Genomic DNA, 14,246 nt, shown 5'->3' with positions numbered 1-14,246 from the left:
CTTATGAGCACGCTTTCGGTTTTACGCCTGTGGCGGTGATTCCAGAGGTACAGTTCCATTGACCTGTGCCGTCACGTCCAAGAGTTACGTCTTTACTAATTACGTCAGGGCTAACGCCTGAGCTATTGAACGTAAACTTTATCGCCCCTGAAGATGAGCTTGCTCCAGAAGCAGAAGCTGTATAGCTAATAACACCAAATGGAGACGTTGGGACTGGTAGTTCCGCAGTTGTTGGAAATGAACCATTTTCAACTACGTAAGTCTCAACATTTATTCTGTGCCCTGTAATTGATGCTAGCGCTGAAGCAGCCTCACTTTTGGCCACATATTTTTGATATTGTGGAACAGCAATCGCCGCCAAGACACCAATCACAGCCACTACAATCATCAATTCAATCAGCGTAAAACCTTGCTGCTTTTTCTGTTTATTCGTTTTCATCTTCTTTCCTTAAGATAAATTTAGTTAATGCTTATGCATAGGGCAGAAGAGTAAAAAGAGTAGAAACAAGTGGAAACTGGAAACGAAGTGGCTCTCGAGTGAGATAAAAATCTTTGCACTGTAGTTGCATATTGCATGCAAGGTTTTGCGAGTGGTGTTATTTTTTAAGCGGATAAAAATAAAGAGCCTTACGGCTCTTTATTGCGGTTTGAAGCGTAACTCTATGAGATTAAGAGAGTTAGTCTTGCTTGGCTCTCTGGAATTACTTGAAGCGCATCGAAAGATCCATCGCTTTTAGGTGCTTAGTCAAAGCACCCACCGAGATGTAATCGACACCGGTTTCTGCATATTCAGCGATGGTTTCTAGAGTGACGTTACCTGAGTTTTCTAACGCCGCACGACCTGCGTTGATCGCGACCGCTTCACGCATCATATCTGTCGTGAAGTTATCTAGCATGATGATGTCTGCACCCGCTTCGATCGCCTCTTTTAGCTCGTCCAAGCTTTCCGTCTCAACCTCAACAGGCTTACCTGGGTTCAATTCTTTTGCGGTAGTGATCGCTTGAGTAATCCCGCCACATGCAATGATGTGGTTTTCTTTAATAAGGTAGGCATCGAATACACCGATACGATGATTGAAACCACCGCCACAGGCTACTGCGTATTTTAGCGCACTGCGTAAGCCCGGAATGGTTTTACGAGTATCTAATAGACGGCACTCAGTGTGAGCAATTTTCTCTGCGTACTCAGCGGTAATGGTCGCGCAACCTGACAGGGTTTGAATAAAGTTCATCGCGTTGCGCTCGCCAGTGAGCAAATCACGAGCAGGACCTGTCAGTGTGCAAAGTGTTTGATTTGGTTCAACCTTGTCGCCATCTTTTACATGCCACTCGATGGTCACTTTGCCACCCAGTTGTTTAAATACTTCATCTGCCCATGCTTGGCCACAAAACACACCGTGTTCACGAGTGATGATGGTTGCCGTGTTAATAGCGTCAGCTGGGATAAGCGATGCGGTGATGTCTTTGTCTGCATCCAATGTACCACCTAGATCTTCTTTTAGGGTATCGGCTACGGCGCGAGTGATTTCTAATGGAAGTTGTTGCTTAAGGTATTCTAGGCGTTCTTGGCTGTTGTGTGTGTTCTTCATCGCAAATCTTGTCTTGAAAGGGAGATGGCAACGAATGATACTCTCCGGTGTCAATAATTTCAGCAGTTAATTTGCAAAGTAGAGAGGTTGATATGTGCCTAAAAATCGAGAATGGTTGGTTGACGGAGGCAAAGCACGTCCCATCGCCATTTTTTGATGCTCGTTCTGATAAAAATGACATCTCTCTGCTGGTGGTTCACAACATCAGCCTGCCACCAGGTCAATTTGGTGACTCATATATAGAAGACTTTTTCACGGGCAACCTTGATCCCAATGCACACCCATTTTTTGAAGTAATTCACAAAATGGGTGTTTCGGCACATTGTTTAATTAAACGTGATGGCGAGATTGTTCAATTTGTTTCTTTTTTAGACAGAGCATGGCATGCAGGGCAATCCAGCTTCGCTGGCCGAGAACGCTGTAATGACTATTCAATTGGTATTGAGTTGGAAGGTACCGAGTTTGTTGCGTACACAGAAGAGCAATATCAATCACTTACTGCATTGACCCAAGCTGTTATGCATTCCTACCCAAAAATCACCTTGCCGAGAATCACGGGGCATCAGTATATCGCTCCCTTGAGAAAAGCCGATCCTGGTCTAAGCTTTGACTGGGTCAAGTTCCGGCACCAGATAAAACGCTAACTTGTAGCGAAAGTGTAAATTCAAAAAACAGAAATAAATAAGGCATACACTCAGGTATGCCTTTTTTCGATACGAGAAATATGAGCGCTTGTTAAAAGTTAACTACATTTTGAACGCTTAAATTGGCGATCGGTGCAAAAGTGTACAGATAATTTTGTCATTTTTTGTTTTTGTTGATCAAATTTACTAGCACGCAGAGCTCCCATCTGTTTTGTTTATGTAATTGGTCATACCAATTTTATTGCCGTTTTAATAGTCGATTGTTATCAGAGTGTTGGTTGTAAGTCCATTCTATGATTTGGGTCAATTTTTGGCTGGACAGTGGCGTTTTAATTATGTTAATTTCTGCACCATCTTAAAATTGGTATTACCAATTACCTGCAAGAGTAGAAGAACAATAAATTATGGCTTATCAAAGGATTCGTCAGCCAAAACTCTCTGATGTTATTGAACAAGAGTTAGAAAGGTTGATTGTGGAAGGAACATTGTCTCCGGGGCAGCAGTTGCCACCAGAGCGCGAACTCGCTAAGCAGTTCGATGTGTCTCGTCCATCTGTCCGTGAAGCCATTCAACGCTTAGAAGCAAAGCGTTTGCTTACTCGTCGTCAAGGCGGTGGCACATTCGTTAGTGAAAACATCTGGAAAAGCTTTTCAGATCCGTTGTTGAACTTGTTGTCGACTCACTCAGAAACGCAGTTAGACCTACTTGAATCGCGCCATGCGATGGAGGGGATTTCAGCGTACTTTGCAGCTTTGCGTGGTACCGATGAAGATTTTGCACGCATTCAAGCTTGTTTGAATCAAATTAGCGAAGAGCAAAAAGGCGATAACGTTGAGGCAGAAGCCGCTGCAGTGATGCAGTTTCTGATTGCTTTGACTGAAGCGGCACACAATGTCGTCCTGCTTCATATTGTTCGCAGCCTTGCGCCTTTGCTTGAGCAAAATGTTCTACAGAATCTAAAGCTCTTACATCGCCGCGATGAAGTGGTCGATAAAGTAAGTAAACACAGAGCTAATATCGTGGATGCGATTGTTTCTGGTCAGCCTGAAAAGGCACGTGAAATGTCTCACTCACATTTAGCTTATATTGAAGAAACATTGTTGGATTTGACTCGAGAAGAGTCTCGACGAGAGCGTTCTCTGCGTCGAATTCAGCAAGGTAACGATTCTTAATACAAGAACCGCTTACTTAAATAAGTAGATCCAACCAACAGAAGGATAGATCGCCATGTCTGACATGAAGCATGACGTAGATGCACTGGAAACTCAAGATTGGCTGCAAGCCCTTGAATCAGTTGTTCGTGAAGAAGGTGTAGAACGTGCACAGTTTCTACTAGAAACCGTTCTAGAAAAAGCACGTCTAGACGGCGTTGATATGCCAACTGGCATCAACACAAACTACATCAACACTATTCCAGCAGCACAAGAACCAGCTTACCCTGGTGACGTAACTCTTGAGCGTCGTATTCGTTCGATTATTCGCTGGAACGCAATCATGATCGTATTGCGTGCTTCTAAGAAAGACCTAGACCTAGGTGGTCACATGGCTTCTTACCAGTCAGCAGCGGCGTTCTACGAAGTTTGTTTCAACCACTTCTTCCGCGCTCCAAATGAGACGGACGGTGGCGATCTAGTTTACTACCAAGGTCACATCTCTCCGGGCATCTACGCTCGTGCATTCGTTGAAGGTCGTCTAACTGAAGAGCAGCTAGACAACTTCCGTCAAGAAGTAGACGGTAAAGGTATCCCATCATACCCGCACCCTAAATTGATGCCTGAGTTCTGGCAGTTCCCAACAGTATCTATGGGTCTTGGTCCAATTTCTGCGATCTACCAAGCGCGTTTCCTTAAGTACCTAGACGGTCGTGGTCTGAAAGACACGTCTGCACAGCGTGTATACGCGTTCCTAGGTGACGGTGAAATGGATGAGCCAGAATCACGTGGTTCACTTTCTTTCGCTGCGCGTGAGAAACTAGACAACCTAACATTCCTAATCAACTGTAACCTACAGCGTCTAGACGGTCCTGTAATGGGTAACGGTAGCATCATCCAAGAGCTAGAAGGTCTATTCAAAGGCGCTGGCTGGAACGTTGTTAAAGTTATCTGGGGTAGCAACTGGGATGCTCTACTTGCTAAAGATACAACAGGCAAGCTTCTACAGTTGATGAACGAAACTGTAGATGGTGACTACCAAACATTTAAATCTAAAGACGGTGCTTACGTACGTGAACACTTCTTTGGTAAGTACCCAGAGACTGCAGCACTAGTTGCAGACATGACTGATGACGAAATCTTCGCACTTAAGCGCGGTGGTCACGAGTCTTCTAAACTGTACGCAGCTTACAAAAACGCAGCAGAAACTAAAGGTCGTCCAACAGTAATCCTAGCGAAGACTGTTAAAGGTTACGGCATGGGTGAAGCGGCTGAAGGTAAGAACATCGCGCACCAAGTTAAGAAGATGGATATGACTCACGTACTACACCTACGTGATCGTCTAGGTCTTCAAGACATCCTAACTGACGAAGCAGTGAAAGAACTTCCATACCTGAAACTTGAAGAAGGTACAGCGGAGTACGAATACCTACACGCTCGTCGTAAAGAACTAAAAGGTTACACGCCACAGCGTCTACCTAAGTTCACTCAAGAATTCAAAACACCTGAGCTAGAAGAGTTCGCTCCGCTACTAAGTGAGCAGAAGCGTGATATCTCTACAACAATGGCTTACGTTCGTACTCTTAATATCCTGCTTAAGAACAAGAACATTGGTAAGAACATCGTTCCTATCATCTGTGACGAAGCTCGTACGTTCGGTATGGAAGGTTTATTCCGTCAGATCGGTATTTACAACCCGCACGGTCAGAACTACACACCTCAAGATCGCGACATCGTTTCTTACTACAAAGAAGCAACTTCAGGTCAGGTTCTACAAGAAGGTATCAACGAACTAGGTTCAATGGCTTCATGGGTTGCAGCAGCAACGTCATACAGCACGAACGATCTACCAATGATCCCGTTCTACATCTACTACTCAATGTTTGGTTTCCAACGTGTAGGTGATATGGCGTGGATGGCTGGTGACCAACAAGCTCGTGGTTTCCTACTAGGTGCTACTGCAGGTCGTACAACGCTAAACGGTGAAGGTCTACAGCACGAAGATGGTCACTCGCACATCATGGCGAATACAGTTCCTAACTGTATCTCTTACGACCCAACATTCGCTTACGAAGTTGCAGTAATCATGCAAGACGGTATCCGTCGCATGTACGGTGAGAACCAAGAGAACGTGTTCTACTACCTAACGGTAATGAACGAAAACTACGCAATGCCAGCAATGCCAGAAGGCGCTGAAGAAGGTATCCGTAAGGGTATCTACAAGCTTGAGTCTTACGCAGGTGACAAGTCTAAAGTTCAGCTAATGGGCTCTGGTACTATCATGAACGAAGTACGTAAAGCAGCGACTATCCTAAGCGAAGAGTACGGCATCGCATCTGACGTGTTCTCTGTTACATCGTTCAACGAGCTAACTCGTGACGGTCAAGACGCAGAGCGTTACAACATGCTTCACCCAGAAGCAGAAGCAAAAGTACCTTACATTGCACAAGTAATGGGTACTGAGCCAGCAATCGCAGCGACTGACTACATGAAGAACTACTCTGAGCAAGTTCGTGCGTTCATGCCTTCTGAGTCTTACAAAGTACTTGGTACTGATGGTTACGGTCGTTCTGACAGCCGTGAGAACCTACGTCGTCACTTCGAAGTTAACGCGGGCTACGTAGTTGTTGCAGCTCTTACTGAGCTAGCGAAACGTGGTGATGTTGAGAAGTCAGTCGTCGTTGAAGCGATTGCTAAGTTCAACATCGACACTGAAAAAACAAACCCACTTTACGCTTAATACAGCGCTTAACTAGAAGGTAAATAAGCAATGGCAATCGAAATTAATGTACCTGACATCGGTGCGGATGAGGTTGAAGTTACTGAGATTCTTGTAAGCGTTGGCGACAAGGTTGAAGAAGAGCAGTCTCTTATCACTGTTGAAGGCGACAAAGCTTCTATGGAAGTTCCAGCGTCTCAAGCAGGTATCGTTAAAGAAATCAAAGTAGCGGAAGGTGATTCTGTTACGACTGGTTCTCTAATCATGATTTTCGAAGCAGAGGCGGCCGGCGCTCCGGGTGCAGCAGCTGCTGCACCTGCTCCTGCAGCAGAAGCGGCTCCAGCAGCGGCTCCAGCTCCAGCAGCAGCGGCAGAACTAAAAGAAGTTCACGTTCCAGATATCGGTGGCGACGAAGTTGAAGTTACTGAAATCATGGTTGCAGTTGGTGACAGCATTGAAGAAGAGCAATCTCTTCTAACGGTAGAAGGCGACAAAGCATCAATGGAAGTTCCAGCACCATTCGCTGGTACTCTAAAAGAGCTCAAAGTTGCTGCTGGTGATAAAGTAACAACTGGTTCTCTAATCATGGTATTCGAAACTGCCGGTTCAGGCGCAGCAGCGGCTCCAGCAGCCGAGGCGTCGGACCGAGTAGAAGCGCCAGCAGCTCCAGCGGCAGCAGCTGACAAAGAAGTGAATGTTCCAGATATCGGCGGTGACGAAGTTGAAGTTACTGAGATCATGGTTAAAGTTGGCGACACAGTAGAAGAAGAGCAATCTCTAATCACTGTTGAAGGTGACAAAGCTTCAATGGAAGTTCCAGCTCCATTCGCTGGTACGGTAAAAGAAATCAAGATTGCAGCTGGTGATAAAGTAACGACTGGCTCTCTAATCATGGTATTCGAAGTAGCTGGCGCAGCTCCAGCTCCTGTTGCAGCACCTGCACAAGCAGCAGCTCCAGCACCTGCAGCGGCTCCTGCTCCAGCAGCAAAAGTTGAAGCGGCACCTGCAGCGAACGATTTCCAAGAGAACAACGACTACGCACACGCGTCTCCAGTTGTCCGTCGTCTTGCTCGTGAATTTGGCGTTAACCTATCTAAGGTTAAAGGTACTGGTCGTAAGAGCCGTATCCTAAAAGAAGACGTTCAAGCTTACGTAAAAGATGCGCTTAAGCGTCTTGAGTCTGGCGCTGGTGCGGCAGCATCTGGTAAGGGCGACGGCGCAGCGCTTGGTCTACTACCTTGGCCAAAAGTTGACTTCAGCAAGTTCGGTGAGACGGAAGTTCAGAAGCTTTCTAAGATCAAGAAGATTTCTGGTGCAAACCTACACCGTAACTGGGTAATGATCCCTCACGTTACACAGTGGGACAACGCTGACATCACTGAGCTAGAAGCGTTCCGTAAAGAGCAGAATGCAATCGAAGCGAAGAAAGACACTGGCATGAAGATCACTCCTCTTGTGTTCATCATGAAAGCAGTAGCGAAAGCACTAGAAGCGTTCCCTGCGTTTAACTCTTCACTTTCTGAAGATGGCGAAAGCATCATTCTTAAGAAGTACGTGAACGTAGGTATCGCAGTAGATACGCCAAACGGTCTTGTTGTTCCTGTATTTAAAGACGTGAACAAGAAAGGCATTTACGAGCTATCTGAAGAGCTAATGGCAGTCTCTAAGAAAGCACGTGCAGGTAAGCTAACGGCAGCTGACATGCAAGGCGGTTGTTTCACAATCTCTAGCCTTGGCGGTATCGGCGGTACAGCGTTTACGCCAATCGTAAACGCGCCAGAAGTAGGTATCCTAGGTGTATCTAAATCTGAAATGAAGCCAGTGTGGAACGGCAAAGAGTTCGAACCACGTCTACAGCTTCCACTGTCTCTATCATACGACCACCGTGTGATTGATGGTGCAGAAGGTGCACGCTTCATTACTTTCCTAAACGGTGCACTATCAGACATTCGTCGCCTAGTACTGTAATATAGAAAGTAATAGTTAAGGTGGCTTTCGGGTCACCTTACTTCTTTATATAAAAGACTATTTTTAGACGACAATTTCTCACATCGTTCAGAATCTGAAAGATGAATTGTTGTCTAGCTCACAGGCTAACTTAAAGCTGCTTTCACACTGTTAACATCTCTGTAAAATATTGATCGTTTGAAAGCCTAATAATTTAAGAACATCTACTCAGCCTGTTAGGGATAATGACTACAAGAGGTCACAATGAGCAAAGAAATTAAAGCCCAAGTTGTTGTACTTGGTTCTGGTCCTGCTGGTTACTCAGCTGCATTCCGTTGTGCGGACTTAGGTCTAGAAACAGTACTAGTTGAACGTTACAGCACTCTTGGTGGTGTATGTCTAAACGTTGGTTGTATTCCATCTAAAGCACTTCTTCACGTTTCAAAAGTTATCGAAGAAGCGAAAGCGATGGCTGAGCACGGTGTTGTGTTTGGCGAACCGCAAACAGACATCAGCAAAATCCGTATCTGGAAAGAGAAAGTTGTAAATCAACTGACTGGCGGTCTTAGCGGTATGGCTAAGATGCGTAATGTTACTGTAGTAAACGGCTACGGTAAGTTCACAAGTCCTAACTCTATCCTTGTAGAAGGCGAAGGCGAGTCAACAACGGTTAACTTCGACAACGCTATCATTGCTGCGGGTTCTCGCCCAATCAAACTGCCATTCATCCCGCATGAAGACCCACGTATTTGGGATTCAACGGATGCTCTAGAACTGAAAGAAGTACCTGAAAAGCTGCTTATCATGGGCGGTGGTATCATCGGTCTAGAAATGGGTACGGTTTACCACTCACTAGGTTCTAAAGTAGACGTAGTTGAGATGTTTGACCAAGTTATCCCTGCTGCGGACAAAGACATCGTTAAAGTCTTCACTAAGCGTATTAAAGACAAGTTCAAGCTAATGCTTGAGACGAAAGTAACAGCAGTTGAAGCGAAAGAAGATGGTATCTACGTTTCAATGGAAGGCAAAAAAGCACCAGCAGAAGCTGAGCGCTACGATGCGGTTCTTGTTGCTATCGGTCGTGTTCCAAACGGTGCGCTTATCGACGCTGAAAAAGCGGGCATTGAGGTGGACGAGCGTGGCTTTATCAACGTTGATAAGCAAATGCGCACTAACGTTCCTCACATCCACGCGATCGGTGACGTAGTTGGTCAACCAATGCTTGCTCACAAAGGTGTGCATGAAGGTCACGTTGCTGCAGAAGTTATCTCTGGCAAGAAGCACTACTTCGACCCTAAAGTTATTCCTTCAATTGCTTACACTGAGCCAGAAGTGGCATGGGTTGGTAAGACTGAGAAAGAAGCGAAAGCTGAAGGCATCAACTACGAAGTGGCAACATTCCCATGGGCTGCATCAGGTCGTGCAATCGCATCTGACTGTGCAGACGGTATGACTAAGCTAATCTTCGATAAAGAGACTCACCGTGTTATTGGTGGTGCAATCGTTGGTACTAACGGTGGCGAACTGCTTGGTGAAATCGGTCTAGCTATTGAGATGGGTTGTGATGCTGAAGATATCGCATTAACTATCCATGCTCACCCAACTCTACACGAGTCAGTGGGTCTAGCTGCTGAAGTATTTGAAGGTTCAATCACTGACCTTCCAAACAAAAAAGCAGTTAAAAAGAAAAAATAATTTCTTTTGAAGACCGAGAGTCTTAAAACTTGAATGATAAAAACCGCTGATTCGTCAGCGGTTTTTTTATGCGCGGAACTTAAAGAGGGAATGAGGTCTCCTTTTAGGCTATTGTGCTTGATAGTTGGAAATCTCTTGGTTTAACACCAAGGAATCGAGAGGTATGTATTTGGATAATCATGAAAGGAGTTTCGATTAAGAAGGGGGTGGCTGAATTTGTTCCTAGAAAGGCAAAATAAAATCCAGCTTCGCAGCTGTCAAAAACGAAAAAGGCCAACACTCCAGTGTCAGCCTTTCATTTAGTTAAACTCGCGTTTTAGCTTAGTGATCGCGGTTGTAGATGCACAACATATCTAGGTAAGCACTAACGAGTGTTGATAGCTCGGCTTCGCTCTTAGAGCGATTTGCTTGTACGAAGATAGAGTAACAAATACCATGGAACAGATTCGCCAAGTGTTCCGGTTCATGTTGGTCACAAACTTCCCCACGTTCGATAGCTTTGATGAACATGTTTTGCACCAGCAGTTGGTTGGTGCGGTTTGTCGTTACGAATAGCGGCCACACTTCATCACGTGTTGATGCACTCCACTCGAACCAAACTTTCAACCAATGGCAATCTTGGCTTACTAGTTCAATCATTGCGTTAGTGATGTTAGCGATGTTCTCGCGTGCATGAATGTCTAAGTCGATGTTATCTGATAAGAAGTTCGAGAATTGACGAACCACGTGATTCAGAACTTCATCCACCAAGTCTTCGCGAGTTGGGAAGTAGTTAAATACTGTCGCAACAGAAACTTGAGCAATCTCTGCAATATCAGCGTGACCACCACGACCAATGCCGCGGCGAGCAAACACTTCAAGAGCGATTTCCATTAGTTGCTGTTTACGTTTTAGAGGGGAAAGCCTAGTACGAGGTCTCTTTGCAATTGAGTCCATAATCCATTTTCCTTGCCATTTGAGTTGATATTTTGGGGATAGTCCCCTAATTGATTATTTTAATAGTTGCTTAAAGCATTGATGAGTGTAATGGTGCATATGTGCAAGGTCAACATCTGATGCGTAATTTATAGACAGTAATGTCATTATTGATGTTTCATTCAATGATATAAGTTCTAAAATTAAGACTTTCATCCAAGAATTCAACGAAATGGGATGCGACTTTCCACCTATTGAGTGGGGTGTTACACTACACGCCGCAAGATAAGGTGATCGTTTGCGTACGACCTACCTCAACCCACAAAGAAAATTGAGCACAGTATGAAACATACAGTAGAAGTCATGATTTCTGAGCAAGAAGTTCAGGAACGTATTCGTGAATTAGGCAAGCAAATTACAGAACGTTACCAAGGTAGCGAAGATCTGGTTCTGGTTGGTTTGCTACGCGGTTCATTTGTATTTATGGCCGATTTGGCTCGTGCAATCGAACTGACTCACCAAGTCGACTTTATGACCGCTTCTAGCTACGGTAACACGATGGAAAGCTCTCGTGACGTACGTATCCTGAAAGACCTTGATGACGACATCAAAGGCAAAGACGTACTGATCGTGGAAGACATCATTGATACAGGTAACACACTGAACAAGATCCGTGAAATCCTGTCTCTACGTGAGCCGAAGTCTATTGCGATTTGTACGCTGCTAGACAAGCCATCACGTCGTGAAGTTGAAGTGCCAGTTGATTATGTTGGTTTTGCTATTCCTGATGAATTCGTAGTTGGTGTGGGTATCGACTACGCTCAAAAATACCGTCATCTACCGTTCATTGGTAAAGTGGTGCCTCAAGAGTAGTTATTAGTCTTGATAGAAGAATACAAAAAACGCCCGTTAAGCAATTAACGGGCGTTTTCTTTTATTTGGTTCGGCTTATGTTTTTAACTCAGCGACAAAGCAATTTGTTGTCTGAGTTAAGAATGGTTGAGAGCGCTTTTTGGTAAGAGGCTTCCACGGTCTCTTTTGAGTTTGAACGAATGCCCAAGTATTCAAGGCGACCATCTTCAATCCCGTAAACTACGCCATGAATCTCAACGTCCTGACCACGCTCCCACGCATTTTGCATGATGGTGGAGTTGCCTAAGTTATAGACTTGCTCAGCGACGTTGATTTCACCAAGTTTATCGGCACGATCTTCAAGCGGCATTTGGTCTAGGTAAGGGCGGTGTTTAAAGTAAAGATCACGGATGTGAAGTAGCCAGTTGTTAATAAGGCCAAGTTGAGGGTTATCAATTGCAGCGTTGACGCCGCCACAGCCATAGTGACCACAAACAATAATGTGCTTCACTTTTAATACGTCGACCGCGTATTGCACCACAGATAGGCAGTTTAGGTCGGTGTGGATGACCTGGTTTGCAACATTTCGGTGAACAAATAACTCGCCCGAGAACAGCCCAGTTAGTCGCTCTGCAGGAACGCGACTGTCTGAACAACCAATCCATAGAAAGTCGGGCTTTTGACCTTCCGCTAGTTTTGCGAAATATTCTGGGCGCTCAGATTTGATTTCTTCTGACCACTTAGAGTTATTTTCGAATAATTGTTTAATTTCCGGCATCTGACATCTACTTCCCTAAAAATTAAAAAAACCAACCACTCACCAGTGCTTATAAAGCGATCAGCACTGTAACTATACACAATGTTACAATTTCGATCCCGTTAAATATTCATTCAAGATGACTCATCTGACTAGTTCTCGCTGTGAAAATCATAAAATATGCAGACATCATTCAGTATGCGAATAAGCCTAGCGAATTCGTGGTTTTATTGTGTTTTTTTCTTTGACGAAATATTTGTTAGATTGATGGCATTTTGTCTTTTTAATGCAGGGAGCAAATTCAATGTTCGGTAGTCGCTTTAAGGATATCAACTTGAAAGGGGATCTGTTTGGTGGCGTCACCACGGCCATTATTTCACTTCCTCTTGCGTTAGCCTTTGGTGTCGCATCTGGCGCTGGCGCAGAAGCAGGTTTATGGGGTGCGATCATGGTGGGGCTTTTCGCGTCACTGTTTGGTGGTTCCAACACTCTGATTTCTGAGCCTACCGGTCCTATGACAGTGATCATGACCGCCGTGTTGACTAGTATGATGGCGAAGTACCCAGAGACGGGAATGGCAATGACATTCACCGTTGTGATGATGGCCGGGGCGTTTCAAATTGTGCTTGGTACATTGAAACTCGGTAAATACGTGACACTCATGCCTTATAGTGTCATCTCGGGATTCATGTCAGGGATTGGCGTGATTCTGATTATCTTGCAGTTGTCGCCTTTACTCGGTCATGCAGCACCTTCTGGTGGGGTTCTAGGCACATTATCGGCATTGCCTGACACCATTTCTAACCTGAAGTTTAGCGAGTTGTTTTTGGGCTTGCTGACGTTAGGCATCTTATTCTTCTTTCCGAAGCAGTATCGTAAGTACGTACCCGCCCAACTTGTCGCGCTAGTAGCGGTTACGTTGTTATCGGTGATTTTGTTTGATGCAGAAGACATTCGTCGAATTGGTGAAATCCCCGCAGGCTTACCTTCTTTGGTCGTGCCACATATCGATCCTGCGATGTTCACCGAGATGGTCATTGATGCATTAGTTCTGGGTACGTTGGGTTGTATTGATACGCTATTAACCGCGGTAATCGGTGATTCATTAACACGTAAAGAGCATGATTCAGACAAGGAGCTACGTGGTCAAGGCTTGGCAAACATGATTTCTGGTTTGTTTGGCGCTTTACCAGGTGCTGGTGCCACAATGGGTACAGTAACCAATATCCAAGTAGGGGCTCGTTCCCCTTTGTCTGGTGTTATTCGTGCGCTGATTCTCGCGCTGGTGGTTTTGGTTGCAAGTGGCTTGACCGAACCTATCCCGATGGCTGTGCTGGCGGGTATTGCAGTGTATGTTGGCTTCAATATTCTTGATTGGAGTTTTATCCAACGTGCTCATAAGGTGAGCTTCCCAGGTATGGCGGTTATGTATGGCGTCATGCTGCTGACGGTCTTTGTTGATTTGATTGTTGCTGTGGGGTTAGGGGTATTTATTTCTAATATCATCATCATTGAGCGTTTGAGTCGTGAGCAAGCACGCCAAGTTAAGGCCATCAGTGATGCCGATGAAGATGATGTTCCGCTTACGGACAGTGAACGAGGACTGCTTGATCGAGCCAATGGTAAAGTCTTGTTCTTCTACTTGTCTGGACCAATGATCTTCAGTGTTTCGAAAGCCATTTCTCGTCAACACTCCAGTATTTCGGATTACGAAGTGATGATCCTCGATCTGACTGATGTGCCGATGATTGATGTTACGGTAGGCTTAGCGCTTGAGAATGCGATCAAAGATGCGTTGGATGCGGAGTGTGAAGTTTACTTGCTGTGTCCAAACCAACGCACACGTGAGCAATTAGAGAAGTTCCACGTGATTGATTTAGTCCCTGATCAGAACACTTACAAGTTCCGTTATGAGGCATTGAATGCTGCGATAAAGCATGTAGAAACAGATGAGCATCAAATGCTAACAATGTAATC

The 14,246-nt window shown here is 45.0% G+C and carries 11 protein-coding genes; 7 read left to right on the top strand and 4 right to left on the bottom strand.

Annotated elements, in window-relative coordinates:
* Position 1: 1 nt before the first annotated feature.
* Both QTO06_RS13945 and nadC read right to left on the bottom strand, forming a co-directional pair.
* Positions 2 to 439: a pilin gene (locus QTO06_RS13945; protein WP_331408552.1), complete on the bottom strand. Its 438-nt coding sequence runs from the start codon at positions 437 to 439 to the stop codon at positions 2 to 4.
* A gap of 262 nt (positions 440 to 701) precedes the next feature.
* Complete coding sequence (gene nadC / locus QTO06_RS13940; RefSeq protein WP_038896785.1) at positions 702 to 1,589, bottom strand: carboxylating nicotinate-nucleotide diphosphorylase; 888 nt, start codon at positions 1,587 to 1,589, stop codon at positions 702 to 704.
* 92 nt (positions 1,590 to 1,681) lie between these two features.
* On the opposite strand from nadC, the gene ampD reads away from it, so the two are divergent.
* From ampD to lpdA, 5 genes are all read left to right on the top strand, one after another.
* A complete protein-coding gene (gene ampD, locus QTO06_RS13935) occupies positions 1,682 to 2,233 on the top strand; it encodes a 1,6-anhydro-N-acetylmuramyl-L-alanine amidase AmpD (RefSeq protein ID WP_331408576.1) in 552 nt (183 codons plus the stop codon).
* Between the two features lie 404 nt (positions 2,234 to 2,637).
* A complete protein-coding gene (gene pdhR, locus QTO06_RS13930) occupies positions 2,638 to 3,405 on the top strand; it encodes a pyruvate dehydrogenase complex transcriptional repressor PdhR (protein WP_005446261.1) in 768 nt (255 codons plus the stop codon).
* A gap of 55 nt (positions 3,406 to 3,460) precedes the next feature.
* The gene (gene aceE, locus QTO06_RS13925; RefSeq protein WP_005446262.1) at positions 3,461 to 6,124 is read left to right on the top strand and encodes a pyruvate dehydrogenase (acetyl-transferring), homodimeric type; all 2,664 of its coding nucleotides are present in this window, start codon (positions 3,461 to 3,463) and stop codon (positions 6,122 to 6,124) included.
* Positions 6,125 to 6,154: 30 nt separating this feature from the next.
* Entirely contained in the window at positions 6,155 to 8,071 is a 1,917-nt protein-coding gene (gene aceF / locus QTO06_RS13920) for a pyruvate dehydrogenase complex dihydrolipoyllysine-residue acetyltransferase (protein ID WP_331408549.1), read from the top strand.
* Positions 8,072 to 8,314: 243 nt separating this feature from the next.
* Positions 8,315 to 9,745, top strand: coding sequence for a dihydrolipoyl dehydrogenase (gene lpdA, locus QTO06_RS13915; protein WP_005446266.1), 1,431 nt, complete (start codon positions 8,315 to 8,317; stop codon positions 9,743 to 9,745).
* A 321-nt stretch (positions 9,746 to 10,066) separates the two neighbouring features.
* Here the strand turns inward: lpdA and opaR are convergent, their stop codons facing one another.
* Positions 10,067 to 10,681 carry a transcriptional regulator OpaR gene (gene opaR / locus QTO06_RS13910; RefSeq protein WP_005446268.1) on the bottom strand — a complete coding sequence of 205 codons (615 nt, stop codon included), beginning with the start codon at positions 10,679 to 10,681 and terminating at the stop codon, positions 10,067 to 10,069.
* A gap of 321 nt (positions 10,682 to 11,002) precedes the next feature.
* On the opposite strand from opaR, the gene hpt reads away from it, so the two are divergent.
* Entirely contained in the window at positions 11,003 to 11,533 is a 531-nt protein-coding gene (gene hpt, locus QTO06_RS13905; protein ID WP_005446271.1) for a hypoxanthine phosphoribosyltransferase, read from the top strand.
* 88 nt (positions 11,534 to 11,621) lie between these two features.
* Here hpt and can read toward each other — a convergent pair whose 3' ends face one another.
* The gene (gene can / locus QTO06_RS13900; protein ID WP_331408545.1) at positions 11,622 to 12,290 is read right to left on the bottom strand and encodes a carbonate dehydratase; all 669 of its coding nucleotides are present in this window, start codon (positions 12,288 to 12,290) and stop codon (positions 11,622 to 11,624) included.
* Positions 12,291 to 12,573: 283 nt separating this feature from the next.
* Here can and QTO06_RS13895 point away from each other — a divergent pair, with 283 nt between their 5' ends.
* The gene (locus QTO06_RS13895) at positions 12,574 to 14,244 is read left to right on the top strand and encodes a SulP family inorganic anion transporter (protein WP_026000213.1); all 1,671 of its coding nucleotides are present in this window, start codon (positions 12,574 to 12,576) and stop codon (positions 14,242 to 14,244) included.
* The last annotated feature ends 2 nt before the right edge of the window (positions 14,245 to 14,246 follow it).

Source organism: Vibrio sp. M260121 (genome assembly GCF_036533715.1).
Lineage (GTDB): Bacteria > Pseudomonadota > Gammaproteobacteria > Enterobacterales > Vibrionaceae > Vibrio.
Note: the sequence above shows the minus strand (reverse complement) of the source record. Positions and strands in the feature narration are given on the sequence as shown.

Bases quoted from the DNA above. Each gene is read 5' to 3' on its own strand.
- aceE (WP_005446262.1), top strand. From the start codon at position 3,461: ATGTCTGACATGAAGCATGACGTAGATGCACTGGAAACTCAAGATTGG.
- nadC (WP_038896785.1), bottom strand. From the start codon at position 1,589: ATGAAGAACACACACAACAGCCAAGAACGCCTAGAATACCTTAAGCAA.
- pdhR (WP_005446261.1), top strand. From the start codon at position 2,638: ATGGCTTATCAAAGGATTCGTCAGCCAAAACTCTCTGATGTTATTGAA.
- opaR (WP_005446268.1), bottom strand. From the start codon at position 10,681: ATGGACTCAATTGCAAAGAGACCTCGTACTAGGCTTTCCCCTCTAAAA.
- lpdA (WP_005446266.1), top strand. From the start codon at position 8,315: ATGAGCAAAGAAATTAAAGCCCAAGTTGTTGTACTTGGTTCTGGTCCT.
- QTO06_RS13945 (WP_331408552.1), bottom strand. From the start codon at position 439: ATGAAAACGAATAAACAGAAAAAGCAGCAAGGTTTTACGCTGATTGAA.
- ampD (WP_331408576.1), top strand. From the start codon at position 1,682: ATGTGCCTAAAAATCGAGAATGGTTGGTTGACGGAGGCAAAGCACGTC.
- can (WP_331408545.1), bottom strand. From the start codon at position 12,290: ATGCCGGAAATTAAACAATTATTCGAAAATAACTCTAAGTGGTCAGAA.
- aceF (WP_331408549.1), top strand. From the start codon at position 6,155: ATGGCAATCGAAATTAATGTACCTGACATCGGTGCGGATGAGGTTGAA.
- QTO06_RS13895 (WP_026000213.1), top strand. From the start codon at position 12,574: ATGTTCGGTAGTCGCTTTAAGGATATCAACTTGAAAGGGGATCTGTTT.
- hpt (WP_005446271.1), top strand. From the start codon at position 11,003: ATGAAACATACAGTAGAAGTCATGATTTCTGAGCAAGAAGTTCAGGAA.